Origin of the sequence: Bradyrhizobium sediminis (assembly GCF_018736105.1) — a bacterium.
In the GTDB taxonomy this organism is placed as follows: Bacteria; Pseudomonadota; Alphaproteobacteria; order Rhizobiales; family Xanthobacteraceae; genus Bradyrhizobium.
The window spans coordinates 275,715-300,030 of record NZ_CP076135.1 but is presented as its reverse complement, the minus strand read 5'-3'; the positions used below and the strand labels follow the sequence as shown (position 1 = coordinate 300,030).

25 protein-coding genes and 1 tRNA gene are annotated in these 24,316 nt (G+C 63.6%); 11 read left to right on the top strand and 15 right to left on the bottom strand.

Annotated features, from left to right (window positions below):
* Nucleotides 1-51 precede the first annotated feature (51 nt).
* Nucleotides 52-891, bottom strand: a complete 840-nt coding sequence (locus KMZ68_RS01490) for an SDR family oxidoreductase (protein WP_215614167.1) — start codon at nt 889-891, stop codon at nt 52-54.
* A gap of 92 nt (nt 892-983) precedes the next feature.
* Here KMZ68_RS01490 and KMZ68_RS01485 point away from each other — a divergent pair, with 92 nt between their 5' ends.
* The 3 genes from KMZ68_RS01485 (at nt 984) to KMZ68_RS01475 (ending at nt 4,435) form a co-directional block, all read left to right on the top strand.
* Nucleotides 984-1,958: an NADPH:quinone oxidoreductase family protein gene (locus KMZ68_RS01485; RefSeq protein WP_215614166.1), complete on the top strand. Its 975-nt coding sequence runs from the start codon at nt 984-986 to the stop codon at nt 1,956-1,958.
* Between the two features lie 384 nt (nt 1,959-2,342).
* Nucleotides 2,343-3,233: a hypothetical protein gene (locus tag KMZ68_RS01480; RefSeq protein ID WP_215614165.1), complete on the top strand. Its 891-nt coding sequence runs from the start codon at nt 2,343-2,345 to the stop codon at nt 3,231-3,233.
* Nucleotides 3,234-3,256: 23 nt separating this feature from the next.
* Complete coding sequence (locus KMZ68_RS01475) at nt 3,257-4,435, top strand: TAXI family TRAP transporter solute-binding subunit (RefSeq protein WP_215614164.1); 1,179 nt, start codon at nt 3,257-3,259, stop codon at nt 4,433-4,435.
* Between the two features lie 27 nt (nt 4,436-4,462).
* Here KMZ68_RS01475 and KMZ68_RS01470 read toward each other — a convergent pair whose 3' ends face one another.
* Both KMZ68_RS01470 and KMZ68_RS01465 read right to left on the bottom strand, forming a co-directional pair.
* Nucleotides 4,463-4,849 carry a YkvA family protein gene (locus KMZ68_RS01470; RefSeq protein WP_215614163.1) on the bottom strand — a complete coding sequence of 129 codons (387 nt, stop codon included), beginning with the start codon at nt 4,847-4,849 and terminating at the stop codon, nt 4,463-4,465.
* Nucleotides 4,850-4,948: 99 nt separating this feature from the next.
* Nucleotides 4,949-5,254, bottom strand: a complete 306-nt coding sequence (locus tag KMZ68_RS01465) for a 4a-hydroxytetrahydrobiopterin dehydratase (RefSeq protein ID WP_215614162.1) — start codon at nt 5,252-5,254, stop codon at nt 4,949-4,951.
* 192 nt (nt 5,255-5,446) lie between these two features.
* Here KMZ68_RS01465 and KMZ68_RS01460 point away from each other — a divergent pair, with 192 nt between their 5' ends.
* From KMZ68_RS01460 to KMZ68_RS01445, 4 genes are all read left to right on the top strand, one after another.
* Nucleotides 5,447-6,901, top strand: a complete 1,455-nt coding sequence (locus KMZ68_RS01460) for a TAXI family TRAP transporter solute-binding subunit (RefSeq protein ID WP_215614161.1) — start codon at nt 5,447-5,449, stop codon at nt 6,899-6,901.
* Between the two features lie 137 nt (nt 6,902-7,038).
* Entirely contained in the window at nt 7,039-8,598 is a 1,560-nt protein-coding gene (locus KMZ68_RS01455; RefSeq protein WP_215614160.1) for an alkaline phosphatase D family protein, read from the top strand.
* 211 nt (nt 8,599-8,809) lie between these two features.
* On the top strand, nt 8,810-10,636 hold the full coding sequence (gene typA, locus KMZ68_RS01450) for a translational GTPase TypA (protein ID WP_215614159.1): 1,827 nt from the start codon (nt 8,810-8,812) through the stop codon (nt 10,634-10,636).
* Between the two features lie 131 nt (nt 10,637-10,767).
* On the top strand, nt 10,768-12,024 hold the full coding sequence (locus tag KMZ68_RS01445; protein ID WP_215616140.1) for a flavin monoamine oxidase family protein: 1,257 nt from the start codon (nt 10,768-10,770) through the stop codon (nt 12,022-12,024).
* On the opposite strand, the gene KMZ68_RS01440 is transcribed toward KMZ68_RS01445, so the two are convergent.
* The 6 genes from KMZ68_RS01440 to KMZ68_RS01415 all read right to left on the bottom strand — a co-directional run bounded on the left by KMZ68_RS01440 (nt 12,021) and on the right by KMZ68_RS01415 (nt 16,825).
* A complete protein-coding gene (locus tag KMZ68_RS01440; RefSeq protein ID WP_215614158.1) occupies nt 12,021-12,923 on the bottom strand; it encodes an HNH endonuclease in 903 nt (300 codons plus the stop codon). The two genes, KMZ68_RS01445 and KMZ68_RS01440, sit on opposite strands and share 4 nt — an antisense overlap.
* Before the next feature lie 347 nt (nt 12,924-13,270).
* Nucleotides 13,271-13,552 carry a hypothetical protein gene (locus KMZ68_RS01435; RefSeq protein ID WP_215614157.1) on the bottom strand — a complete coding sequence of 94 codons (282 nt, stop codon included), beginning with the start codon at nt 13,550-13,552 and terminating at the stop codon, nt 13,271-13,273.
* A 94-nt stretch (nt 13,553-13,646) separates the two neighbouring features.
* Complete coding sequence (locus KMZ68_RS01430; RefSeq protein WP_215614156.1) at nt 13,647-14,054, bottom strand: thiol-disulfide oxidoreductase DCC family protein; 408 nt, start codon at nt 14,052-14,054, stop codon at nt 13,647-13,649.
* A gap of 63 nt (nt 14,055-14,117) precedes the next feature.
* Nucleotides 14,118-15,446 carry an SDR family oxidoreductase gene (locus tag KMZ68_RS01425; protein WP_215614155.1) on the bottom strand — a complete coding sequence of 443 codons (1,329 nt, stop codon included), beginning with the start codon at nt 15,444-15,446 and terminating at the stop codon, nt 14,118-14,120.
* Between the two features lie 12 nt (nt 15,447-15,458).
* Entirely contained in the window at nt 15,459-15,929 is a 471-nt protein-coding gene (locus KMZ68_RS01420) for a DUF2269 family protein (protein WP_215614154.1), read from the bottom strand.
* The gene (locus KMZ68_RS01415) at nt 15,926-16,825 is read right to left on the bottom strand and encodes an alpha/beta hydrolase family protein (protein ID WP_215614153.1); all 900 of its coding nucleotides are present in this window, start codon (nt 16,823-16,825) and stop codon (nt 15,926-15,928) included. Before KMZ68_RS01415 ends, KMZ68_RS01420 begins: the two co-directional genes overlap by 4 nt.
* 280 nt (nt 16,826-17,105) lie before the next feature.
* Between KMZ68_RS01415 and KMZ68_RS01410 the strand changes: the two genes are divergently transcribed.
* The 3 genes from KMZ68_RS01410 to KMZ68_RS01400 all read left to right on the top strand — a co-directional run bounded on the left by KMZ68_RS01410 (nt 17,106) and on the right by KMZ68_RS01400 (nt 19,860).
* Nucleotides 17,106-17,615: a GNAT family N-acetyltransferase gene (locus KMZ68_RS01410; RefSeq protein ID WP_215604394.1), complete on the top strand. Its 510-nt coding sequence runs from the start codon at nt 17,106-17,108 to the stop codon at nt 17,613-17,615.
* A gap of 90 nt (nt 17,616-17,705) precedes the next feature.
* Entirely contained in the window at nt 17,706-18,239 is a 534-nt protein-coding gene (gene ppa, locus KMZ68_RS01405) for an inorganic diphosphatase (protein ID WP_215604393.1), read from the top strand.
* Nucleotides 18,240-18,378: 139 nt separating this feature from the next.
* On the top strand, nt 18,379-19,860 hold the full coding sequence (locus tag KMZ68_RS01400) for a M20 family peptidase (RefSeq protein WP_215614152.1): 1,482 nt from the start codon (nt 18,379-18,381) through the stop codon (nt 19,858-19,860).
* Between the two features lie 139 nt (nt 19,861-19,999).
* On the opposite strand, the gene folD is transcribed toward KMZ68_RS01400, so the two are convergent.
* Genes folD through KMZ68_RS01385 form a run of 3 tightly spaced genes read right to left on the bottom strand, consistent with a single transcriptional unit; the run spans nt 20,000 to nt 21,545 of the window.
* A complete protein-coding gene (gene folD / locus KMZ68_RS01395) occupies nt 20,000-20,884 on the bottom strand; it encodes a bifunctional methylenetetrahydrofolate dehydrogenase/methenyltetrahydrofolate cyclohydrolase FolD (protein WP_215614151.1) in 885 nt (294 codons plus the stop codon).
* A 1-nt stretch (nt 20,885) separates the two neighbouring features.
* A complete protein-coding gene (locus tag KMZ68_RS01390) occupies nt 20,886-21,224 on the bottom strand; it encodes a DUF167 domain-containing protein (protein ID WP_215604390.1) in 339 nt (112 codons plus the stop codon).
* A gap of 30 nt (nt 21,225-21,254) precedes the next feature.
* Nucleotides 21,255-21,545 (bottom strand): YggT family protein, encoded by a 291-nt coding sequence (locus tag KMZ68_RS01385; protein ID WP_215614150.1) that lies wholly within the window; start codon nt 21,543-21,545, stop codon nt 21,255-21,257.
* Between the two features lie 182 nt (nt 21,546-21,727).
* Here KMZ68_RS01385 and KMZ68_RS01380 point away from each other — a divergent pair.
* Nucleotides 21,728-21,803, top strand: a tRNA-Ala gene (locus tag KMZ68_RS01380).
* Between the two features lie 118 nt (nt 21,804-21,921).
* Here KMZ68_RS01380 and KMZ68_RS01375 read toward each other — a convergent pair.
* From KMZ68_RS01375 to KMZ68_RS01365, 3 genes are all read right to left on the bottom strand, one after another.
* Nucleotides 21,922-22,734 (bottom strand): enoyl-CoA hydratase, encoded by an 813-nt coding sequence (locus KMZ68_RS01375; RefSeq protein ID WP_215614149.1) that lies wholly within the window; start codon nt 22,732-22,734, stop codon nt 21,922-21,924.
* Between the two features lie 62 nt (nt 22,735-22,796).
* On the bottom strand, nt 22,797-23,306 hold the full coding sequence (locus KMZ68_RS01370; protein ID WP_215614148.1) for a nuclear transport factor 2 family protein: 510 nt from the start codon (nt 23,304-23,306) through the stop codon (nt 22,797-22,799).
* 131 nt (nt 23,307-23,437) lie between these two features.
* Complete coding sequence (locus KMZ68_RS01365) at nt 23,438-24,247, bottom strand: glutamine amidotransferase (protein WP_215614147.1); 810 nt, start codon at nt 24,245-24,247, stop codon at nt 23,438-23,440.
* Nucleotides 24,248-24,316: the final 69 nt, after the last annotated feature.

Below are 24,316 nucleotides of genomic sequence, written 5' to 3'. Positions count from 1 at the left end.
CAGTTACGGGATCGCTTGGCCGGGCCTCGAGAACCCTGTAGCGCCGCGCCTTCAGCCTTTCGTCCGCGCCGCGCGCTGCTGCTCCCACTGCGCGTCGGTCCATTGCAGCAGATCCTCGGCGCCGGAGCTGCGCAGATGCGACCCGCCGTCCAGCACCACCATCTCGCCATTGATGTAGCCGGCGCGATCCGAAATCAGGAAACTCGCGAGATCGGCAAGCTCGCCATGTTCGCCGACCCGGCCGAGCGGATTTTTCGAGGCCCAACTCTCGTCACGCCCCTCGGGCCGAAGCTGACCCGATGCGCCCGGCGTCGGAAATGCGCCCGGCGCGATCGCCACCGTGCGGATGCCCTTGGGGCCCCACTCCACAGCCAGGCTCTTGGTCATCGCCAGCACGGCGGATTTCGCCATCGCGGAAGGCACCGTGAAGGCGCGGCCGGTAATGGTCGAGGTCGAGAGAATACTCAGCACCACGCCCTTGTGGGCCGTTTCGATCCAGCGCTTGCCGGCGGCAAGCGTGCAATACATCGCGCCGTGCAGGGTGGGCGCGAGGATCGCGTCGGCGGCGCGAAACGACAGATGCTCGGTCTGCGCGATGAAGGTCGCCGCGGCGTTGTTGACCAGCACGTCGAGCGGCGCCTCGCGCCAGAGCGCATCCATCATGGCATCGACCGCGGCGCCGTCGCGGATGTCGCATCTGGCGACGCTGACCTTGCCGCCGAGGTCTGCGCGCATCTGCGCGGCCGTCTGCTCCAGCAGTTCAAGCCGGCGACCGCAGATGATCAGCTCGGCGCCAAGCTCGACGAAGCGGCGCCCCATTGCAGCCCCCAGCCCGGAACCGCCGCCGGTGACCAGTATCCGCTTTCCCTTGAGCAGGCCTTTTTCAAACATCGTTTGATTCCTCCGCCCTGTATTGTAGCCCGGCCTCAAATCCGGCAAGAAGCGTCCAGCCTTCCTTGTGCGTCCGAAACTCAGGTGTGTCCATGAAAGCCATTCTCTGCTCGCAATATTGCGGCCCCGACGATCTCGTGCTGGCCGATGTGCCCGATCCCGTCGCCGGGCCCGGCGAGGCGGTGATCGCGATCAAGGCGGCGGCGCTGAATTTCTTCGACATCCTGATGATCCAGGGCAAATACCAGATCAAGCCGCCGTTCCCGTTTTCGCCGGCAGCAGAAGTCGCAGGCGTGATCGAAAGCGTCGGCGCGGGAGTAACCGACCTCAAGGTCGGCGACCGCGTGGTGGCGTCCTGCGGCCACAACGGCGCGCGCGAGAAAATCGCGCTGCCGGCCAATTCGATCGTCAGGATACCCGACAATCTCGATTTCGATCGCGCCGCCGGGATCATCATCATCTACGGCACCGCGCTGCATGCGCTGGAGGATCGCGCCAGTCCGAAGCCCGGCGAGACCCTGGCGGTGCTGGGAGCCGCCGGCGGCACCGGTCTGGCGGCATGCGAACTCGGCAAGCTGATGGGCCTGAAGGTGATCGCCTGCGCCTCGTCCGACGAGAAGCTCGAATTCGCCAAGGCGCACGGCGCCGAACTCGGGCTGAATTACGCCAAGGAGGATCTCAAGGAGGGGCTGCGGCGACTGACCGGCGGCAAGGGCGCAGACATCATCTTCGACCCCGTCGGCGGCACCTATGCCGAAGCCGCGCTGCGCTCGATCGCATGGGAAGGCCGGTTCCTGGTGATCGGCTTCGCCGCCGGCGACATTCCGAAGATGCCGCTCAATCTGGCGCTGTTGAAGGGCTGCGATATCCGCGGCGTGTTCTGGGGCGCATGGGCGCGACTCAATCCGGAAAAGAACCGCGCCAATCTGGAAAAGCTCGTGAAGTGGACCGCGGAAGGCAAGATCTCGTCGCATGTCGACCGCACCTTCCCGCTGGCGCAAACCGCCGACGCCCTCAAGGTGCTCGCCGGCCGCAAGGCGATGGGCAAGGTGATCCTGCATCCCTGATGCGAGGGGCTTCAAAGGCGGAGCCGTTCTCGCGCGCCGCATCATCCTGATTTGTCATCGCGCGGCCCAATCGGGCGATCCAGTATTCCAGAGACACCCGCGATCAGCCGAGAAGCCGCGACGTACCGGATCCCGCTTTCGCGGGTATGGTTAGGTGTGCTTCAACAATGCACAGGTTTCAGTTGCAAGAACTGGTCAAGAAATCGACGGGTCTCGCCGCAATGAAATCAAGATATCTCCCAATTCGTGCCGGTCATGGTCGCTTTTTGGGCGGATTCAAAATGCGATTTGGGGGCCTCAGTAACAGGCCGCCCGGTCGACAACGACACTAAGAAACTGATGCCGGGATGCCTGATGTTGCGTGCGTAGCGCGGGAGGCATCAGATGGCGCAGAATACAGGGCTCACTCCTTACGACGAACCCATTTACGGCGAACCAACCATCGAGTCGCTTGACGAATTCGCAAGCGGCGCTGAATTCATGGCTTACAGCTCTACGCCATCGATGGCGAAGAAAGACTATTCTCTCCCCGAGGACATTCCGCTGTTCCTCTCCAATGATGCCGAAGAACCCAGACAGCGGGGCTTCGGGAGCGGCGGCGAAAAGGGTTTTGATAGAGCGGTTGATTGGTCGCGTTTTGTTAAGGCTGGGATTTTGGTGGCATCCGCGGCGGGTATCGCGTTTGCGATCGCGTCGGTGGAAAATCCCCTCGCTCTGTTCTCGAACGCCAAGGCATCGCTGATCGGCGCGGCGCCGGCTCAATCCAGCGCCGCTGCGGGATCAGCGTCGGAGCCCGTCGTTGCCGCGCGAGCGGTCGCCGCCCAACCAGCACCGGTCAGTCAACCGGCTGCCGCCATCGGCGCTTCGCCGCCGGCCGCACGGGCGCCGACACGCGACGAAATCGCGCTCGCCCTGAAGGCTGCCGCCCATCAGAGCCAGCCGGAAATCCGCCAGCCTGCGGCGGCCGCCGCTGCACCGCCGCCGCCGACTCGGCGGCTCGATGCCGAAGAACTCGCGACCCTGCTGAAGCGGGCAAGGAGCCTGATCGAGATTGGCGACATCGCGCCGGCGCGATTGCTGCTCGAACGCGCCGCCGATGCGCACGAGGCCAGCGCCGCTCTGATGCTGGCTCAGACCTACGATCCGGCCGTGCTGGGAACGCCGGATACGCGAAGCATCACGCCAGATCCGGCCAAGGCGCGTGAATGGTACCGGAAGGCGGCCCAGTTCGGTTCGCAGGATGCGCAGCAGCGCCTCAGTCAAATACAGAACTAGATTTCACGATAACAGGGGACACCATGCAACGCATATTCGGGATGGCGATGGTCGCCGTGATGATGGTTTGCGGCTTCGCCGCCCGGGCCGCCGACGATAAGGAGTTTGACCCGGCAAAGGTCAGCGAAAGCCTCAAGGCGATATTCCAGTTCGGATCGGTAGAGACAAAGAAGGCATTGAACGCCAACACGGTGACGGTGATGTCGGGCACCATCGGCGGCACCTATGTTCAGTTCGGCGCGGACCTGGCGTCGGTGCTGGATGACGGAAACAAGCTGCGCGTGCTCTCGATCGTCGGCCGCGGCTCGGTGCAAAGCGTCGCCGATATTCTGTTTCTGCAGGGCGTCGATCTTGGAATCGTACGGTCCGACACCCTCGACTATCTCGAGAAAAAAGGCTTCGCGAAGGACATCAAGAAACAATTCACCTATGTGACCAAGCTCTACAATGAAGAGATGTATGTCATCGCGTCGAAATCGATCCGCAGCATGAGGGATCTCGAGGGCAAGACCGTCAGCGTCGACCTTCCAAACGGCGGCACCTTCATCACGGCCTCGATCGTGTTCGAGCGGCTCGGAATCAAGCCGAAGTTCGCTTATATCGAGCAACGCATCTCGATGGAGAAATTGAAGGCCGGCGAGATCGACGCCGTGATCTGTGCCGGAGGCAAGCCGTATAAGTCCGTCAGCCAGTTCAAGGACGACCGGTTTCACCTTGTTCCGGTCGAATACGCCAAGCCTCTGCAGGGCGACTATCTGCCCGCCACCCTGACCGCGAAGGATTATCCGAATCTGATTGCGGATGGGGAGCAGGTCGACACGATTGCGGTTCCGGCGGTGCTGGCGGCCTATAACTGGGCGCCCAACACCGAGCGCTATCGGAAGCTGGCGCTGTTCGTGGATAATTTCTTCACGAAATTCCCGACCTTCCAGAAGCCGCCCTTCCATCCGAAATGGAAGGAAGTTTCGCTGTCGGCCCAGCTGCCGGACTGGCAACGCTTTCCGGCCGCCAAGCAATGGCTCGACGAGCACAAGATCGAGCCCGTCGCGCGCAGCCGGTTCGACGAGTTCCTGAAGCAGAAGACGGCCGCCGGGAGGCTGCCTTCGGATCCCGAACGGGAAGCGCTGTTCAAGCAGTTCCAGGCATGGGAGGCCGAGCAGAATGCGCGGGCGCAGATCCGCACCCCGCAAAGGCAGCGCTAGCGCCCGAAGCCGGCAGGCCTGAAACGCTCAGGCCTCGCCGGCATCGGCGCCGCCGATGCCCCGCTTCAGTGCGGCGCGGGCGGCATCCCGATGCTCCTGCGTGATGTGGGTCGCAACCATCCGGATCGCGGTCGCGAGCACCGCGGCGTCGTCGGTGAAGCCAAGCACCGGCAACATGTCGGGGACGAAGTCGAACGGCAGGATGAAATAGGCGATCGCCCCCAATAGCGCCACCTGCACATGGCGCGGCGTCTGCCGGTCGAACGCGCAATAATAGGCCGCAAGCAGTTCCTCGGCGAACGGCAGTTTGGCCACCACCCGCTTCAGCTTGATCCAGAAGCGACGCCGCACGCTTTCGCGGTCTTTTGCGAGTTCGTCGGCCGGCTCGAAGCCCACGGTGTGTTCAGATGCCATCGCTTGGGCCTCCCGAAGCTGGCGCGGCACATTGCCGGCGCTGACGCGTCTAAGAATTGGGGATGCCGCACCCCCGCTGCAAGATTGCCGGGAAGGCGTTCAGGCGACGCCGATCTGTCTGGCGATCGCGTTCATGGCCCTGGCGAGACCGACGTCGAGGGCGGTGACGCCGCCGGCATCATGGGTTGCCAGGACCACCTCCACCGTCCTGTAGACATTGCGCCATTCGGGGTGATGGTCGTTCTTTTCGGCCACCAGCGCGGCGCGGGCCATGAATCCGAACGCTTCGTTGAAATCCCTGAAAGTGAAGGTTCGCGCAATCGCGTCGCGGCCGGGCGTATCGGTCCACCCCGGTAGCTCCTTCAGGGCTGATTTGCGCGCCTCCGCCGACAGCCGTTCCGCCATGATCGCCTCCGTTTCACGCCAACTTTACCCTAACACCGGAACGCGCCTTCGGGATCCCCGGAGGTTTCGCCGGCGATCCATGCCACAATAAGGCGGCAAATCCGGTGCAGAGCCAGCCGGTAACCATGACACCGATGGAACCCCGCGCCGGCAGGAAATTTGCTAAACTGTTTTTTTAACCGCATTGGCAGCATGAATTTGAACGTCAAACGATTGTTTGCAAGATCGATGACCGGAGGGCTCGACCTGGTCGGGCCGCCGGTGCCGCCATCGCCCCGTTCGGCAAAGCGGCGGATGATGTTCGTCACGCTGGCGGGGATCCTCGCCGTCATCGGCGCGGTCGCGGGGGCTTACTATTATGCGATGCGCCCGGTGACCCTGCGGATCGCGGTCGGTCCGGCCAACAGCGACGACGTCAGGGTGGTGCAGGCGCTGACGCAAGCCTTCATCCAGACGCGCAGCCAGGTCCGCCTGCGCCCGTTGCAGACGGATGGCGCCTTGGCGAGCGCCCACGCGCTGGCCGACGGCAAGGCCGATCTTGCCATCGTCAGAGGCGATCTCGACGTGCCCAAGAATGCCCAGGCCGTGGCAACGCTGCGCAAGAACGTCGCGGTGCTATGGGTGCCGCCGGCGGCGAAAGTCAAAGGCAAGAAGGCCGCGCCGAAGATCACGAAAATAGTCCAGCTCTCGGGACGCCGCATCGGCGTGGTCGGACGCACCCAGGCCAATGTCAATTTGCTCAAGGTGATCCTGAAGCAATACGGCGTCGATCCGGACAAGGTCGAAATCGTGCAATTTCCGGCCAATGAAGCCGCGGACGCCATCCGCAACCAGAAGGCGGACGCCTATCTCGCCGCCGGACCGGTCAATAGCAAGATCACCGCGGACGCGATCGCGGCCTCGACGCGTGATGGCGGAATTCCGACCTTTCTCGCGATCGATTCGGCCGAGGCGATCGCGCAGAACCACCCGGTTTACGAGGCCTCCGAAATACCCTCCGGCACCTTCGGCGGCTCGCCCGCCAAGCCCGAGGAAGAGGTCAAGACGATCCGCTTCTCCCACCATATCGTGGCTCGGAAGGGCATCCCGGAATCGACCGTCGCTACCTTCACCCGGCAGCTGTTTGCGGTACGCCAGACCCTGAAGACGGATTTTCCGCTGGCGGCGCAGATCGAGACCCCCGATACCGACAAGGACGCCGTGCTCCCCGCGCATCCCGGGGCTGCCGCCTATGTCGACGGCGAAGAGAAGACCTTCCTCGATCGCTACAGCGATTTCATCTGGTGGGGGTTGATGGCGCTTTCCGCCATGGGATCGGCCGGCGCGTGGTTCGCCGGTTATCTGAAGAAGGACGAGCGCAGCAACAACAGCTCGTTGCGCGAGCGGCTGCTGGACATGATTGCGGCCGCGCGCCGCAGCGATTCCACCGAGGAACTCGACCGGATGCAGGCCGAGGCGGACGATATCCTGCGCGATACGCTGCACTGTTTCGAGGGCGGCGCCATCGAGGAAGGGGCGTTGACAGCCTTCAATATCGCGCTCGACCAGTTCCACAACGCGGTAGCCGACCGCAGGGCATTGCTGATGAGCCTGCCGCAAAGCCTGCAGCGGGCAGGCGCGCAATTCCGCGCGACCGGCACGCTTTAATTGCACCGTCACACGATCTTCCTATAGCGTTTTCGCGCGAAGCAGCGGCTGACAACAGGCCATCCGTCATTCCGGAGCGATGCGAAGCATCTAACCCGGTTCGCCGCACTTCGAATCGGGCTCCAAACGAGGCTCCCATGCCCACGAGATTTCGCCGTCAGATCTCCCGACGCCGTTTCCTGACGGCGGGCGCCGGTGCGTTCGGCACTATCGCGATGCCCTATCTCAGCCGCGCCGCCGACCGGCCGCAAATTGCTCATGGCGTACAATCCGGCGACGTCGGCGTCGATGACGGCGTGGTTTGGTCGCGCGCCGACCGGCCGTCGCAAATGATGGTGGAAATTTCGACCACCGAATCGTTTGGTCATGCGAGGGCCTTGCCGCCGATCGCGGCGCTGCCCGAGAGCGACTTCACCGCAAGAATGCTGCTGGAAAATCTGCCCGCCGGGCAGGAGATTTTCTATCGCGTCCGGTTCCGCGACCTCGCGCACACCGGCATATCGAGCGAGCCGGTCGTCGGCCGTTTCCGCACCGCGCCTGCCGATCGCCGCGACGTCAGCTTCGTCTGGGGCGGCGATGTCGCGGGGCAAGGCTGGGGCATCAATCCCGACGACGGCGGCATGCTTACTTTCGCCACCATGCGCAAGCACCGGCCGGATTTCCTGCTGCATTCCGGCGACACGATCTACGCCGACGGCGTCATTGCCGCCGAAGTGAAGCTCGCCGACGGCAAGATCTGGAAGAACGTCACGATTCCGGAGAAATCAAAAGTCGCCGAGACGCTCGACGAGTTTCGCGCGGCGCACAAATACAATTTCCTCGACCACAATCTGCGCGCCTTCAACGCCGAGGTTCCGATCTTCGTGCAGTGGGACGACCACGAGGTCGTCAACAACTGGTCGGCGTCGAAACAGCTCCCCGCCGCCTACAAGGAGCGCGACGTCATGCTGCTCGCCGCGCGCTCGGCCCGCGCGTTCCACGAGATGTATCCGTTGCGCCAGAGCCTCGCCGAGCCGGGCCGGATCTACCGCACGCTCAATTACGGGCCGCATCTCGACGTCTTCATGCTGGACGAGCGCAGTTATCGCGGCGCCAACAATCCCAATCTGCAGACCGAATACGGTCCCGAGAGCTACTTCCTCGGACCCGACCAGCTGGCGTGGCTGAAGCGCGGACTATTGAATTCGCGCGCCACCTGGAAGGTGATCGCTTCCGACATGCCGCTCGGCATCATCGTCTATGACGACGGGCCCAACCGGAAGGGCTCGGAAGGGATTGCGCAGGGCGACGGGCCGCCGCGCGGCCGCGAACTCGAGATCGCCGATCTCCTGCGCTTCATCAAGTCAGCCGGGATCGTCAACACGGTGTGGCTGACGGCAGACGTGCACTACGCGGCGGCGCACTACTACAATCCGGACAAGGCGCAATTCCAGGAATTCGATCCGTTCTGGGAATTCGTCGCCGGCCCGTTCAACGCCGGCACTTTCGGGCCGAACGGACTCGACAACACTTTTGGCCCGGAGGTGAAATTCATCAAGGCGCCCGGCCCGGGCAGGCAGAACCTGCCGCCGTCGGCCGGGATGCAGTTCTTCGGTCATGTCAGGATTGACGGCGGAACCGGGCAGATGACCGTGACTTTGCGGGATCGGGCCGATGTGGCGCTGTGGTCGACCACTTTGGACCCGAAAATCGGCTAACCAAATGCGAAACAACCCATTGTTTTTTGGCGTTTTCTGAATATATTGCGCCGCAACGAGTACGGTTTGCCCGGTCCTTTTGGCCGGGCTTCCTTTTTAGGCGCCACGGGCGCCTTCAGAATTCCAGGTTTTTGAGCGTGATCCGGAAAAGTGGGTCCCGGTTTTCCGGTGAGATCGCGCTCCAGCCATTGTCCGAGCCAGAAGAACAGCTATGAACCTTCGCAACGTCGCCATCATCGCCCACGTCGACCACGGCAAGACCACGCTGGTCGATCGCCTGCTGCAGCAATCCGGCACCTACCGCGACAACCAGCGCGTGGTCGAGCGCGCCATGGATTCCAACGATCTGGAGCGCGAGCGCGGCATCACCATCCTCGCCAAGGCAGCCTCGGTGCAGTGGAAGGACACCCGCATCAACATCGTCGATACCCCGGGCCACGCCGATTTCGGCGGCGAGGTCGAGCGCATCCTCAACATGGTGGACGGCGCGCTGGTGCTGGTGGACGCCGCCGAAGGCCCGCTGCCGCAGACCAAATTCGTGGTCTCCAAGGCGCTGAAGGTCGGGCTGAAGCCGATCGTCGTCATCAACAAGGTCGACCGGCCGGACGCACGTCCGACCGAAGTCATCAACGAGGTGTTCGACCTGTTCGCGGCGCTCGACGCCACCGAGGAGCAGCTCGATTTCCCGATCCTGTACGGGTCGGCCAAGCAGGGCTGGATGGCGGAAAGCCCCGACGGTCCGCAGGACGCCGGCATGCAGCCGCTGTTCGACCTGATCCTGCGCCATGTCGCGCCGCCGACGGTCGAGGAAGGTCCGTTCCGCATGATCGGCACCATTCTCGAGGCCAATCCCTATCTCGGCCGCATCATTACCGGCCGCATCACCTCCGGCTCGATCAAGCCCAACCAGGCCGTCAAGGTGCTGAGCGGCGACGGCAAGCTGATCGAGAGCGGCCGTATCACCAAGATCCTCGCCTTCCGCGGCATCGAGCGCACCCCGCTTGAGGAAGCCGAAGCCGGCGACATCGTCGCCATCGCCGGCCTCACCAAGGGCACCGTCGCCGACACCTTCTGCGACCCCTCCGTCGACACCCCGCTGGTGGCGCAGCCGATCGATCCGCCGACGGTGTCGATGTCGTTCATCGTCAACAACTCCCCGCTCGCCGGCACCGAAGGCGACAAAGTGACCAGCCGCATGATCCGCGACCGGCTGCTGCGCGAAGCCGAGGGCAATGTGGCGCTGCGCGTCACGGAGGCGTCCGACAGGGATTCCATGGAAGTCTCCGGCCGCGGCGAATTGCAGCTCGCGATCCTGATCGAGACCATGCGCCGCGAAGGCTTTGAACTCAGCGTGTCGCGCCCGCGCGTCGTGCTGAAGAAGGACGATGCCACCGGCGAGTGGCAAGAGCCGATCGAGGAAGTCGTGATCGACGTCGACGAGGAGCATTCCGGCGTCGTCGTGCAGAAGATGAGCGAACGCAAGGCCGAGATGATCGAGATGCGCCCCTCCGGCGGCCACCGGCTGCGGCTGGTGTTCTACGCGCCGACCCGCGGCCTGATCGGCTATCAGGGCGAACTCCTGACCGACACCCGCGGCACCGCGGTCATGAACCGCCTGTTCCACGGCTACGCGCCCTACAAGGGCGACATCCAGGGCCGCCGCAACGGCGTCTTGATCTCCAATGACCAGGGCGAGGCCGTGGCCTATGCGATGTTCAAGCTGGAAGATCGCGGCCCGATGATGATCGAGCCGGGCTGGAAGGTCTACAAGGGCATGATCGTCGGCGAGCACACCCGCGACAACGACCTCGAGATCAACATTCTCAAGGGCAAGCAGCTCACCAACATCCGCACCACCTCGAAGGACGAAGCGGTGCGCCTGACGCCGCCAATCCGCATGACGCTGGAAAAGGCGCTGGCCTATATCGAGGACGACGAACTGGTCGAGGTGACCCCGAAGTCGATCCGGCTGCGCAAGAAGTTCCTCGACGCCAACGACCGCAAGCGTGCGGAAAAGGCCAAGGAAGCGGTGGCGTAACGCGACCGTCGCAACTGAACGAAAATACCGTCATGGCCGGGCTTGTCCCGGCCATCCACGTTTTGGATACTAGGTAAGTAACCGTGGATGCCCGCGAGGAGCGCGGGCGCGACGACAAGATGGACGACGTTATGTCCTTCCCCTCCGAAATCGATGTCGCCATCATCGGCGCTGGCGCCGCAGGCCTTGGCGCCGCGCGGGCGCTGGAAAATTCCGGACTCTCCGTCATCGTGCTGGAAGCGCGCGACCGCGTCGGCGGGCGCGGCCACACCATCATGGCGTCGCCCGAGGTCACTTTCGACCTCGGCTGCGGCTGGCTGCATTCGGCCGACCAGAATTCCTTCGTCGAGATCGCCGGGCGACTCAATTTCGAGATCGACAAGACCCGTCCGCCCTGGCGCGAGCAGAGTTACGACAAGGCATTTCCACCGAAGGAGCGCGCCGACTTCATCGGGGCGCTCGACGCCTTCTACGGCCGCGCCGAGGACGCCGCGGAGCAATTGCGCAGGGACGGCCGCGACGGCGCCGCCAGCAGCTGTCTCGAGCCCGGCAATCGCTGGAACCCGATGATCGACGCGATCTCGACCTATGTGAACGGCAGCGAGCTCGACCGGGTCTCGCTCCTCGACATGGACGCCTATGAGGACAGCGAGATCAACTGGCGGGTGCGGCGCGGCTTCGGCGCGCTGATCGCGACCTACGGCGCCTCCTGCCCGCTCGCGCTGAATACCCAGGTCACCCTGATCAATCATTCCGGACCGCGCCTGCGGATCGAAACCTCGCGGGGCACCTTGAGCGCCGGCAAGGTGATCGTCACCGTGCCGACCAACCTGATTGCCGATGAATCGATCCGCTTCCACCCGGCGCTGCCCGACAAGGTCGACGCCGCGCGCGGACTGCCGCTCGGCCTTGCCGACAAGGTAACGCTGGCGCTGGACCGGCCCGAGGCGCTGCCGAAGGACGGCAATCTGCGCGGCGCCACCATGCGCACCGCGATGGGCGCCTTTCATTTGCGCCCGTTCGGCCAGCCCTGCATCGAGGGCTTTTTCGGCGGGCGCTTCGCGCGACAACTTGAAGACGCCGGCGACGGCGCGCTGGCCGCGCAAAGCATCGACGAGATCGCAAGCCTGCTCGGCAACGACTTTCGCCGGCGACTGAAGCCGCTTGCGGAATCGCGCTGGGCCCACGACCCCTTCGCGCGCGGCTCCTATTCGCACGCGCTGCCCGGCCACGCCGGCGACCGCGCCGTGCTCGCAGCGCCGGTCGATGGGCGGCTGTTCTTTGCCGGCGAGGCGACCTCGCCGGATTTTTTCTCGACGGCGCACGGGGCGAGGGATTCGGGCGAGCGGGCGACGGGAGAGGTTCTTGCGCGCAAGGCTGAGCGCTAGCCTTTGAAAACTTCGTCCCTGTGAAATTTCAAGAAGTACGCATTTGGATGAAGCGTTGAATCTTTGGGTAAATTGATCATCCCGCTTTGATTCAAGAGACGAACGGCGTCATCAGGAACGTGACCCTTGGCAACGAGAATTTTGTAATCGTCGCCTATAGAAATTAGTCCTCGATCAAACATCCAGTGTACTGTTCCGGATAGAGCTAGTCCGTTGCGAACAGAGTCAGGTCCCTTCGACGCTACCGGCTGGATATGCGCCGCCTGAACCTCAGGGCGCCCTCCACCATTGATCAAGCGTAGTCCCGTGACGGCGCATCGATTTGAATACGCGGCACGAACATTGTGCATGAAAGACCGGTCACGGAATAGCCGAGAGACCATCATCTCGACAACGGGGCGCTCGAATGGCGCAGGCGGCTCCGAGAATCCAGGCAACGTTACTTCTGAGGATAAATTCCCCTGAATGACTGGAGCGAAGCCAGCCCTAAATATCCGATCGAATTCATCATCCGGAATGAGGCGAACGGCGCGTCCAAATGCACCTTTGTTGGTGCTTCCATCATCCTTTTCGAGTGCACTCTCGTAATATTCCTCGCCATGATAGAATGGGACAGCCGTGTCAAAATCTAGATAACTTGTACGGTCAATGATTGCAAAATAGTGATCAGGCAAGTCGGCGTCTTCAATCACCGAATCAACACGAGCCACACCAAAATAGGATTGACGTCCTCCGCGACTTGAAAGTGCTGCGCTGGATCTACGGGGTTCGTAGTAGACGATATAGTCGCCAATAGTCTGTTGGACATAATTTAGGTACGTGCGAGGAAAGTGATATCGCACCTCCGGCAGGTCTTTGTAGCTCGGCGTAACCTTCGTGGTGAAAACTGCTTTGGTCATTCAGAGCGCCTGCAAAATTTGGATATCGCGACTACGGATGAACCTAAAATAATTGTTAGCGGATGAACAGTCTGGGTTCGCTCTATTGACACACCTACCGTTATCACTCGAATTTCTTCTAGACCACCCACGCGGCGCCATGAAGGCGGATAATCGTAGTTGAAATACTTGCCATCGCGGCTTTCTCGATTTTGTCGAACGCGAACGCGCTGTTCAGCGCCGGCAAACGGATAGCACAGGAAATGCCGGCCGTGCTGCTCCCGCGACATAGCGACGTCGTGTTGATGGCGCCCATACGGATGATTTTGCGGCTTGTCGACTAGTGGTGCTGTCTATCAGACAGCCCCCTAAGACGCTTCATTGCGAAGCTTTTTTAATTCTGTGAGAAACCCCTCGTCGTGGGCGGTCAAAACTTCGGTCCAGTCCTCGATCACCGCGTCAAGCACATCTACCGCCCCTTCCGGAACGGCGGCGGAGGACGGGAACGCTTCCGCGTTTCGCAAGAATTCCACTAACCACTGCGCGACGGCATCACGGGACAACGGGTCCACTTCGTCCGGATGATTGTCCAGCCAAATGATGAGATCGTCGATTTCGTCGGCGTTGGCGGCCCACAGAGTTGTCAGCATCGGTTGTCGCTCCGGTTTGATTGATGTCTCGATGACGTTAAGTGACCAGATTTGAGATAAGCGTCGTAGAGGAAGAATGATTCGGTCTAACCCCCTACTTCATCACCCTCGCCCTCAACTCCGCATCCGGAATAAAGCACGCCTCGTACTTCCCGAAAATCCGGTAGCGATTCCGCGCGACGAGATTGTAGACCGCGTCGCGCAGTGGCTTCGGCACCGCGCGCAGGGCGCGCACCCAGCCCCATCCCGGCAAATTCGAAAGCACCGTGAGCGCGGCGTCGGATTTGAAGAACGCCTCGCCGCCATGGACCACGGCGTTGGTGTCGGGGTCATCGGGATCGATGCCGAAGGCCTGCGCCAGCCGCGTGCCGTAGGGTGACTGGATCGCGGTGAAGCGAAAGCGCCGCTCGACGTCATGCGCGGCGACGAAGCGGACCCAGCGCGGGCAGAACACGCAGACGCCGTCGTAGAGGATCACGTCGTCGTCCGGCCACGCTGTCATCTGCTCTTCACTCTTGGCGCGTTTTTCCTGAGCGCGAACCGGCGCCCGCTTTGCTCGAAAACGCTACCTGTTATCCAGCGTCAGCAGCGCCACCGCCATCAGCACGACCGCCGGCCCGGTCTTGACCAGCGCGCCGAGCGGCTCGACCCACAGGTCCGGCGTCAGGATCGCAGCGCCCGCCATGTAGCCGAGCGATGCCACGATGCCCGCGACCAGCCCGAATCCGCAGGTCCGCCGGAATGCGATCAGGACGCCGATGGTCATATCCATCAGGCTGGTCAGAACCGTGACCGGCGCGACCAGGGCCGGCGGAAAGCCGTGCGAGCGCAGGATGCCTGCCGCGGCGTCATAGGAAATGAACAATGCAATAGAGCCCGAAGCGATCCAGAACACGACGAGGCTCGCAATCACCAGCGCCTTGATCAGGAACAGCCGCGAAAACCATTTGTCCTGGATGGTGGCGGCGCGTTGTCCCACCGCCTGCGCCAGCGTCTTCGGCACGATGCCGGTCGCAAGCATCCAGGGACGCGGGTCCCCCCTCACGCCACGGCGCAACTCGGCAATCGCCGTGGTGCGCATCGGCGGCATCCAGCCGAGCCAGCTTGCGAGATTGCCACCCCTGGCGCCGAGATCGAGCAGGAAGGCGGGCAGCGCGAGGCGCGGCATGTCGGCGGTACCGAACGCGCGGCGGAATTGATCGATCACGCCGCCGAGCGTGACCGGCTGCGGCTGCATCAGATCCCACGTCACGGCGTTTGCAGTTTCGTCCGCGATATCGCGGTCGGCGAGCCAGGCGATCGTGGCCGCGATATCCTCGACCGCGACCGGCTGGAACGGGACAGCCGCTTCGGCCGCGCGGAGGTCAACCGGAAATGCCGCCAGCGCGCGCAGCATGGCGCTGCCGCCGTAGGCCGCCGGCGCGATCACAAACCCCGGCCGCAGGATCGCATAGGGTATGCCGAACACGGCGATCAGCCGCTCGGCCTCGCGCTTTGTCGCGCTGAAGGCGGTGCGATCCTCGTCCGCCGCGCCGGGGATCGAGATCTGCACCAGCCGGATCGTCCGGCCGGAATCGCGGATCGCGCGAAGCAACCGTTCCACGAAATCGCGGTGCACATCGCGGGTATCGCTGCCCGGGCCGTCCTGCAGCACGCCGAGACAATTGACGACGATATCGATTTCGTATTCCCCGATCAGCCGCGCCAGCGCGCCGCGATCCATCGACATGACCGGCATTTCCAGATCGTGCGCGGTAGCCTTCTGCGACGGCGAAAATCGCCGCGCGATCCCGATCACGTCAAAGCCGCGGGCACGCAGATCGTCGGTGACGAACCGCCCGATCAGGCCGGAGGCGCCGAGCAGGAGTATTTTGGGCCATTTGCTCTCGCTCATTGCTGACTCTTCCTAGAATTGCGGCTTGGCGATCATCAGCCAGAGGATGATCATGACAGAACCGAAGCCGGGAATGCCGAACAGGAACCAGCGGCGAAACAGCGCGGAGTAGCGCTGCGGCAGCGGCTCGCGCCGCGCATTGGCCGTTCGCGCCAGATCGCGCATTTCGATCTGCATGAAGACCACGGGAACCCAGAACAGCCCGGCGACGGCGTAAAGCCCGAGCGAAGTGACGAGCCAACGCTCGGACAGGCCCGTTGCCGACAACAGCATCAACAGCCAACCGGTGACCGGCTGCAGCAGCACCGCGGTCAGCGTGAAAAGCATGTCGGCGATCACCACCACCGCCGCCGTGCGCGCGATGAAGGCCGGATCGCGGCTGCGATGCGCCATCAGCATAAAGAAGGCGATGCCGGTCCCGGTGCCGAGAATGACTGTCGCACCGAGCACGTGCAGATATTTGATGAGGAAATAGAGCGTCATCGCTTCCTCGCCGCGATCGGCATGCGCGCCTTCAGCGCGCGATCCAGCTCCGGTCCGGCGATTTTCACGCCGGCTTCCGTCTCCGGCAACCAGTGCCCCTCGCTGCCCGACGCCGCCAGCACGCGAAACCCAACCTTGCCGCCGCCGCCGCGGAATGCATCGGCCATCCGCCGCGACAGCTCGGGCGAGAAGTAGGTGTCGTTGGCCGCCACCAGCCAGGTCACCGGCACCCGCGCCGCCTTGCCGAATTCGGCCGCCGCCGAAATCAGCGTATGCGGCGCGCAGACCTGATTGGGCCGATCATTGGCGTGCCCGCCGCGGCCGGGCGCAAAAGCGATGATGGCCGAGACGTCTTTGGGGTTTTCGCTCGCCAGCGCCAGCGCGCCCCATGCGCCGGCCGAGTGCCCGACGATGACCATGCCCTCCGGCCGGATGAAGGACGCCTTGCGCAGCACACCTGCGGCCGCGGCGATCGCATCCGCGGTGGCGCGTCCGGCGCGCGCATAATTGGCTTCGTCGCAACCGCCCTGGTCCTCCAGATAGCGCCCGCCGGTGGCGCCGTGGCCGGGGCGTTCCGGCACCAGCACGGCAAAGCCGCGCGCCACCAGCCAGGCCGCCAGCGCGCGGTATTCGGGCGGGGGCATTTGCGCGCGACGCAGCACGTTCTGCGTGGAGGCGTGTGCGATCACCGCGAGCGGAAACGGCCCGTCGCCGGGCGGACGAAAAAGCAATGCCTGCGCCGCGGATTCCATGGCCGGCGACGGCACCCGCCATTGCTGCATGCGGTTCGGTTCGGCCTCCGCGCCTTGCGGGCCCAGCCGATCCTGCGCGGCCGCGCCTTGGGTACAGACCGCGCCAACCGCAACCAGGACCAGCAGAGCTTTGAGCAATTGCATGAATTTGCCTGACGCAGGCCCGAGGGACAGAGCCCGGATTTGCGGAACAGAATACCCACGACGAATCACATTGAGTGGATTTTCCGCGAGCGGGATGGCGGAGATTGAGCGGTCCCGACCGCTTTTGCACCGCCGGGCGCCGGCAAAATGCCGCCAGAGGCGTCTCCCTGTCCTTTTTCGGTACAGCCGGCCGGCAGGACTGATGCAGAAAATCCACAGGTTAACCGATAATTAACGATAGACCTTGAAGCGGGCGCGCTGACTTGCTTTGATTGCCTCCATGAGCACAACCCTGATCGAGGTTCGGCCGGCCAAAGCTGCGGACGCAGCCGCGGTGGCGTCTACCCATGACGAAGCCTGGCGCTCGGCCTATCAGGGCATCATTCCCGGTGCCGAGCTGGAGAAGCTGATCAACCGACGCGGCCCGCAATGGTGGGACAGCGCGATCCGCAAGGGCAGCCGCGTCAGCGTGCTGGTGTTCGGCGACAAGGTCGCCGGCTACGCCAATTACGGCCGCAACCGCGCCCGCAGCCTGCACTTCGAAGGCGAGATCTACGAACTCTATCTGCGGCCCGAATTCCAGGGTCTCGGCTTCGGCCGCCGGCTGTTCACCGCCGCACGGCGCGACCTGCTGCAAAGCGGGCTGAAGAGCATGGTGATCTGGGCGCTGTCCGACAACGATGCCGCGACCGAGTTTTATCGCGCCCTCGGCGGCCGCATGGTCGCGCGTTCCTCGGAAAAGTTCGGGCCCAAGTCGCTCGACAAGGTCGCGTTCGCCTGGACCAACTAAAGTTCCACCGGGTTTGAGCAAATCGAGGCTGGCTTCGGCCGGCGTCGCACCCTATCCATGAGCTGAATTCAAACCCACGCGGAGCCATCCATGCGTATTGACGCCATTTCGATCGGGATCAATCCGCCGCATGACGTCAACGTCATCATCGAAGTCCCGGTCGGCGGCGAGCCGATCAAATACGAGATGGACAAGGAGGCCGGCACCCTGGTGGTCGACCGGTTTCTCTATACCGCCATGCGCTATCCCGGCAATTACGGCTTCATCCCGCACACGCTGTCGGGCGACGGCGACCCCTGCGACGTGCTGGTCGCGAACACCCGCGCCATCGTTCCGGGCGCCGTCATGAGCGTGCGGCCGGTCGGCGTGCTGCTGATGGAAGACGAGGCCGGCGGCGACGAAAAGATCATCGCCGTGCCTTCATCGAAGCTGACCCAGCGCTACGACAAGGTGCGCAATTACAGCGACCTGCCGGAGATCACGCTGCAGCAGATCCAGCACTTCTTCGAGCACTACAAGGATCTCGAGCCCGGCAAATGGGTGAAAGTCCTGCGCTGGGGCGGCGCCGAGGATGCACACAAGCTGATCGTGGAAGGCATTGCGCGCGCCAAGGCGAAGAAGTAGGCGTTGAAGCCACGCGCGTGATATTCGTCATCCTGAGGAGCCCGCACTTGCGGGCGTCTCGAAGAATGAGGCCCGAGCCTTGGCCTCATGGTTCGAGACGGCGCAAGTGCGCCTCCTCACCATGAGGAAGAGAAATATCATGCGCCGGCTGCTGAAAATCATCCGCAACCTCCTGCTGCTCGTCGTTGCGGGGATCATCGTTCTCGCCGGCGTGCTGCTGTTCAATGTCGTCACCCACGGTTCACGGCAGATTCAGGTCGCAGCCGTACCGCGAGCGGCAGTCGACCAGCAGGGCGCGGCGGCGCGGCTCAGCGAGGCGATCCGCTTCCAGACCATTTCGAATTTTCTCAATCCCGATCAGGATGCCGAGGCGCTGCGCGGCCTGCGGGCGCATATCGAAAGAAGCTTTCCCGCCTTTCATGCCGCGGCCAGACGCGAAGTCATCGCCGGCCACAGCCTGCTCTACACATGGGAGGGCACCGATCCCAAGGCGCAGCCGATCGCGCTGCTCGCGCATCAGGACGTGGTGCCGGTGGCGCCGGGCACCGGGAAGGACTGGCAGCATCCGCCCTATGAAGGCGTCATTGCCGACGGCTTCATCTGGGGCCGCGGATCGTGGGACGACAAGGGCAACCTCTATTCAATGCTGGAAGCCGCCGAACAAATGGCCAAGGAGGGCTATCGCCCGAATCGAACCGTCTATTTCGCCTTCGGCCATGACGAGGAAGTCGCCGGCGTCAGGGGCGCCAAGGTCATCGCCGCCACGCTCGCCTCGCGCGGCGTCAAACTCGACTTCGTGCTCGACGAGGGCCTCTTGATCACCGAAGGCATCATGAAGGGCCTCGACAAGCCGGCCGCCCTGGTCGGCGTTGCCGAGAAGGGCTACGCGACGCTGGTCCTGACCGCGCATTCGACCCCCGGCCATTCCTCGATGCCGCCGCGCCAGACCGCAATCGGCATGATGAGCGCGGCGCTGGCGCGGCTGGAAGACCACCGCCTGCCGATGCAGGTTCGCGGCGCGGTGGCGGAGATGTTCGACACCATCGCGCCGGAAATGAGCGGCTTCAACCGCGTCGTGCTGTCCAACCTCTGGCTGTTCAAGCCGCTATTGCTGCGCGAATTCGAAAAGACCGGGCCCACCGAGGCGATGGTCCGCACCACCACCGCACTGACCATCTTCAATGCCGGCGACAAGGATAACGTGCTGCCCGGCAATGCGGCCGCGACCGTCAACTTCCGCCTGCTGCCGGGCGACACCCAGGGCAGCGTGGTCGATCACATCCGCTCGACCGTCAGGAACGACCGCATCTCCGTCGAGCCGTTTCCCGGCAATACCGATCCGCCGCCGGTGACCGGCACCGAAAGCCCATCCTTCAAGATGCTCAATCGCACCATCCGGGAGATTTTTCCCGACGTCGTCGTGGCCCCCGGCCTGATGGTGGCCGCGACCGATTCGCGCCATTTCGCTGACATTACCGACAAGATTTTCCGGTTCTCGCCGGTGCGCGCCAATTCGGACGACCTGAAACGGTTTCACGGCACCAACGAGCGCCTCAGCATCGAAGGCTATGCCGACATGATCCGGTTCTACCGGCGGCTGATCGAGAATGCCGCGGGGTGACGACAAAGCCCGTCATTCCGGGATGGTCCGAAGGACCAGACCTCAGGTGCGCAATTGCGCACCGGGGAATCTCGAGATTCTCCGATGTGCAATTGCACATCGTAGTTCGCGCAAGTGCGCGCCCCCGGAATGACCGTTACTACACCGCCGGCTTCGGCAATCCGTGGATCGCGCATGCCGCCCGCAGCGTGTTGACCAAAAGGCAGGCCACCGTCATCTGACCGACGCCGCCGGGCACCGGCGTGATCGCGCCGGCAACTTCCGACACTTCCTGAAAGGCGACGTCGCCGACCAGCCGGGTCTTGCCGTCGGCGGCGGGCAACCGGTTGATGCCGACATCGATCACGGTGGCGCCCGGCTTGATCCAGTCGCCGCGCACCATCTCCGGCTTGCCGACGGCGGCATAGACCAGATCGGCGCGGGCGCAGAGCGACGCGAGATCGCGCGAACGCGAATGCGCAATCGTCACCGTGGCGTTCTCGTTGAGCAGCAGCTGCACCAGCGGGCGGCCGACCAGATTGGAGCGGCCGATGACGATGGCGTTCATGCCTTCGAGCGAGGCGTGCACGCTCTTGGTGAGAATGATGCAGCCGAGCGGCGTGCAGGGCGACAGCGCCGCAAAGCCGCCCGCGAGCCGGCCGGCATTGTTCGGATGCAGCCCGTCGACGTCCTTGGCGGGATCGATGGCGTTGATGATGGTCTCGGTAGCAATCGATTTCGGCAGCGGCAATTGCACCAGGATACCGTGCACGGCTGGATCGCGATTGAGCCTCGCGATCAGCGCCAGCAAATCGGCCTGCGCGACGTCGGCCGGCAGCACATGCTCGAAGGAGGCCATGCCGGCTTCCTGCGTCTGCTTGTGCTTGCTGCGGACGTAGACCTGGCTGGCGGGGTCGCTGCCGACCAGCACCACCGCGAGCCCGGGCGTCAGCCGGTGCTCGCGCTGCACGCGGGCCACCTCGGCGGCGACACGGGCGCGAAGCTCTGATGCAATGACCTTTCCATCGATGATCCGGGCCGTCATTTCAATCCTTCTGTCTGATCTTATCCGGCTTCGCCGCGGTCAGTATTCGCAGCGCCTCGCCGAGCCTGGCAGGGTCGCCGTCGACGGCAATCTGCTTGAGGCGGGACGTCGTGCCCGACAGCACCCGCACATTACGCTTGGGCACCCCGAGCGCCTTGGCCAGCAACTCCGTCACCGCGCGATTGGCTTCGCCGCCTTCGGCGATGGCGCGGACGCGCACCTTGACCACGGTGCGGCCGTTGGCGAGCGTCTCAAGGCCGTCGATATCGTCGCGGCCGCCGCGCGGCGTGACGCGCAAGGCGACGCTGATGCCCTCGGTTGAATAGCGCCAGGGATCCATCGAGCATCCATCCGCTATCCGTGCACGCGATCAGATCACATTCGGATAGATGTAGTAGGCAATCACCCGCTGGATGAACATGATGATCAGGATCAGGATGATCGGCGAGATATCGAGGCCGCCGAGATTGGGCATGAAGGAGCGGATCGGCGCCAGCACCGGTTCGGTGATCCGGTACAGGAACTCGGCCACCGCCGACACGAACTGGTTGCGCGTGTTGACGACATTGAAGGCGATCAGCCAGGACAGAATGGCCGAGGCGATCAGCAGCCAGACATAAAGATCGAGAATGATGATGATGATGTCGAGAACGGCACGCATGGGGGATGGGCTCGCGGGGGTTGCTGCCTGCTAGATACCGGTTCCTCCCCCTGCAAACAAGGGAAGTTCCCGGCAAAAAGGCCCGAAAAACCGCGATTTCACTGTTCTTGACTTGGCCTTGGCGCAGATTGTAAATGGCGCCGATTGCCGACCGCCGTTATTCCCTTCGAGGCGGTCGCGATGGGGCCATAGCTCAGCTGGGAGAGCGCGTCGTTCGCAATGACGAGGTCGGCGGTTCGATCCCGCCTGGCTCCACCAGCCTTCGCTCGCTTCGCGAGCTTCGGCCAGGCAAGCCCGAAAGGTCTATCGTAGCGAAGTGAGCGAAGGTTGCCCCGCCAAAAGCCCGCAGGGCGACGGCGGGCTGCAAGGTGCCCCCTTACTTCCCCGTAAACCTTGGCGGCCGCTTCTCCATGAAGCTGGCGACGCCCTCGCGGAAGTCGCTGCCGCGCAGCGCCACCACCATCTCGCGGTTGGCGTCGATGGTCGCTTCGGCCAAGGTCTGGAACGGCATGTCGTAAAGCTGCCGCTTGATGACCGCGATCGCGCTCGGCGAAACGAAATCGGCGAGATCGCGGGCATAGGCATAGGTCTGCTCGCGCAGCTGGTCCGGCGGGTACAGCCGGTTCACGAGGCCGATGCGCAGCGCCTCGTCGCTCGAGACCCGGCGCGCGGACATCAAGAGATCCAGCGCGTTGGCGTGGCCGACGATGCGCGGCAGCATCCAGCTGATGCCATGCTCGGCGATCAGGCCGCGGCGCGAGAATGCGGTCGTGAAAACCGTATTGTCGGCGGCGAAGCGCAGGTCGCAATAAAGCGCATGCACCAGCCCGATGCCGGCGGTGGCGCCGTTCAGCATGCCGATCACAGGCTTTGGGATCGACGGATAATATCCGTAGCGCGACTGCCAGTCCGGCCGCCGGTTCATGTCGAACGGCGGCAGGCTCTGGGCGCGCCTGATGTCGTCGGGATCGAGCCCCTTCAGCGCGTCCATGTCGGCGCCGGCGCAGAATGCCCGCCCTGCACCGGTCAGCACGATGACGCGCACATTGTCGTCCGCGGCGGCGGTTTCCATGGCGTGGCGCACATCGCGCTCCATGATCGGCGTCCACGCATTCATGCGATCGGGGCGATTGAGCGTGATGGTCGCGATCTTCTCGCTCACGTCATAGAGAATATGCTGATAGGCCACCGGACTCTCCCTGTTTTCGCCTGTGTCTTTCGCGGCAGCGCGTTGCTGCTGATTCATGTTTTTCAGGTCGCTCTTTTTGCGCGCGAACCTGCAGGCCGCGCCAGATAGTCGATGGTTTCCGGCCGCTCCTCGAGCCAGCCGGTCCATCGTTTGAATACCTTTGTCATGCGGTCCGGCTCGACCCCGAGTTGCGCCATCGCCACGCCGCCGTTGACGGATTCGCGATATTCGGCGATCAGGCCGTCGCGCACGATGAAGCGGCTCATGCCGTCGATCACGACCGGCTTGCCCTTGAACTGCGGGATTTTCGAAGTGAAGCTCGACAGCGACCACGCATATCCCATCGTGCCGTCGAACACCGGATCGAACATCTCCCAGCGATAGTCGGCAGCATCGCGGTGAAACAGATCCCGCATCATATGCGCGATGTCGGCGCGGCCCTTGTGAGGACCGTAGATATAATCGTGATAGATCGCGTCCTCGGTGAAATGTCTTGCGAAGCGCTCGCCGTCGCCGGATTCCGCTGACAACGTGAAATCGCTCAACAGCCGTGCGAATTCGTCGCCGGTCATATCGCCTCCCCCCGCGCTCGCTGATTATTTGCCTCGAGCTGACGAGGCCGACACTAGCACATCTGCAGATTTGGAAAGGCTTCGAGAACCGCGGCGCGGAATATCGCGGCGTTGTTTTTGTTTTTTGCGCGCTATTCCGCCGCTTCCGACATCATCGACAGCGGCATGCGCGCCAGCCAGCCATCGAGAAACGCCTTCAGCCAGGCGCGCTCGGCCACGTCATGGATCGCGCGGTCGGCGAAGTGGTGGTGGCGCGGCCGCGCGCCCGGCGATTCCAGACGCTCGTGACCGCGCGTGGTCCAGCGATGCATCATCGCGTAGGTCACGTCGGGATGAAACTGGAAGCCGAAAGCATTATCCGACCGGAACGCCTGGATCGGGAAGTCGCCGCCCTCGGCCAGCAATTCGGCGCCGCGCGGAAGTTCAAATCCTTCGCGGTGCCAGTGGTAGACGTGGTCCGGCCAGTGCCGGCAGAGCGCCAGCCCGGCAGGGGTGGGGCGAATCGGATAATAGCCGATCTCCGTCCGGCCTTGCGGATGCGGCGCGACCCGCGCGCCGAGCTGCATCGCGAGCATCTGCGCGCCCAGGCAGATTCCCAGAAACGGCCGCTGCTCCCGCAGCGGCACGGCGATCCAGTCGATCTCCCGGCGAACGAAGTCATCGGGATCATTCGCGCTCATCGGTCCGCCGAAAATGACCGCGCCGGCATGGTCATCCAGGGTTTCCGGAAGCGAATCGCCGAAACGCGGACGCCTGATATCCAGCCCGTGCCCGAGCGCCCGCAGCGCATTACCGACCCGGCCCGGCGTCGAGGTTTCCTGGTGCAGGACGATCAGGACCGGCAGCAGGGAAGCGGCCGCGGCAGGCGCGAGAGGGGCCGCCGCCGCCCGACCCGGGAAGCGCAGGACGTTTTCACCGTTGATCTTGCCGGACTGAAACATCGACTTTTCTGTCTTTCGGCTATCAAGCCAGAATCATACCTAAGTCGCCGTTAATTTCGTGTGAGTTCA

Excerpts from the sequence above, each read along its gene's own strand:
- KMZ68_RS01490 (WP_215614167.1), bottom strand. The coding sequence starts at position 891 with ATGTTTGAAAAAGGCCTGCTCAAGGGAAAGCGGATACTGGTCACCGGC.
- KMZ68_RS01485 (WP_215614166.1), top strand. The coding sequence starts at position 984 with ATGAAAGCCATTCTCTGCTCGCAATATTGCGGCCCCGACGATCTCGTG.
- KMZ68_RS01480 (WP_215614165.1), top strand. The coding sequence starts at position 2,343 with ATGGCGCAGAATACAGGGCTCACTCCTTACGACGAACCCATTTACGGC.
- KMZ68_RS01475 (WP_215614164.1), top strand. The coding sequence starts at position 3,257 with ATGCAACGCATATTCGGGATGGCGATGGTCGCCGTGATGATGGTTTGC.
- KMZ68_RS01470 (WP_215614163.1), bottom strand. The coding sequence starts at position 4,849 with ATGGCATCTGAACACACCGTGGGCTTCGAGCCGGCCGACGAACTCGCA.
- KMZ68_RS01465 (WP_215614162.1), bottom strand. The coding sequence starts at position 5,254 with ATGGCGGAACGGCTGTCGGCGGAGGCGCGCAAATCAGCCCTGAAGGAG.
- KMZ68_RS01460 (WP_215614161.1), top strand. The coding sequence starts at position 5,447 with ATGAATTTGAACGTCAAACGATTGTTTGCAAGATCGATGACCGGAGGG.
- KMZ68_RS01455 (WP_215614160.1), top strand. The coding sequence starts at position 7,039 with ATGCCCACGAGATTTCGCCGTCAGATCTCCCGACGCCGTTTCCTGACG.
- typA (WP_215614159.1), top strand. The coding sequence starts at position 8,810 with ATGAACCTTCGCAACGTCGCCATCATCGCCCACGTCGACCACGGCAAG.
- KMZ68_RS01445 (WP_215616140.1), top strand. The coding sequence starts at position 10,768 with ATGTCCTTCCCCTCCGAAATCGATGTCGCCATCATCGGCGCTGGCGCC.
- KMZ68_RS01440 (WP_215614158.1), bottom strand. The coding sequence starts at position 12,923 with ATGACCAAAGCAGTTTTCACCACGAAGGTTACGCCGAGCTACAAAGAC.
- KMZ68_RS01435 (WP_215614157.1), bottom strand. The coding sequence starts at position 13,552 with ATGCTGACAACTCTGTGGGCCGCCAACGCCGACGAAATCGACGATCTC.
- KMZ68_RS01430 (WP_215614156.1), bottom strand. The coding sequence starts at position 14,054 with ATGACAGCGTGGCCGGACGACGACGTGATCCTCTACGACGGCGTCTGC.
- KMZ68_RS01425 (WP_215614155.1), bottom strand. The coding sequence starts at position 15,446 with ATGAGCGAGAGCAAATGGCCCAAAATACTCCTGCTCGGCGCCTCCGGC.
- KMZ68_RS01420 (WP_215614154.1), bottom strand. The coding sequence starts at position 15,929 with ATGACGCTCTATTTCCTCATCAAATATCTGCACGTGCTCGGTGCGACA.
- KMZ68_RS01415 (WP_215614153.1), bottom strand. The coding sequence starts at position 16,825 with ATGCAATTGCTCAAAGCTCTGCTGGTCCTGGTTGCGGTTGGCGCGGTC.
- KMZ68_RS01410 (WP_215604394.1), top strand. The coding sequence starts at position 17,106 with ATGAGCACAACCCTGATCGAGGTTCGGCCGGCCAAAGCTGCGGACGCA.
- ppa (WP_215604393.1), top strand. The coding sequence starts at position 17,706 with ATGCGTATTGACGCCATTTCGATCGGGATCAATCCGCCGCATGACGTC.
- KMZ68_RS01400 (WP_215614152.1), top strand. The coding sequence starts at position 18,379 with ATGCGCCGGCTGCTGAAAATCATCCGCAACCTCCTGCTGCTCGTCGTT.
- folD (WP_215614151.1), bottom strand. The coding sequence starts at position 20,884 with ATGACGGCCCGGATCATCGATGGAAAGGTCATTGCATCAGAGCTTCGC.
- KMZ68_RS01390 (WP_215604390.1), bottom strand. The coding sequence starts at position 21,224 with ATGGATCCCTGGCGCTATTCAACCGAGGGCATCAGCGTCGCCTTGCGC.
- KMZ68_RS01385 (WP_215614150.1), bottom strand. The coding sequence starts at position 21,545 with ATGCGTGCCGTTCTCGACATCATCATCATCATTCTCGATCTTTATGTC.
- KMZ68_RS01370 (WP_215614148.1), bottom strand. The coding sequence starts at position 23,306 with ATGACCGGCGACGAATTCGCACGGCTGTTGAGCGATTTCACGTTGTCA.
- KMZ68_RS01365 (WP_215614147.1), bottom strand. The coding sequence starts at position 24,247 with ATGTTTCAGTCCGGCAAGATCAACGGTGAAAACGTCCTGCGCTTCCCG.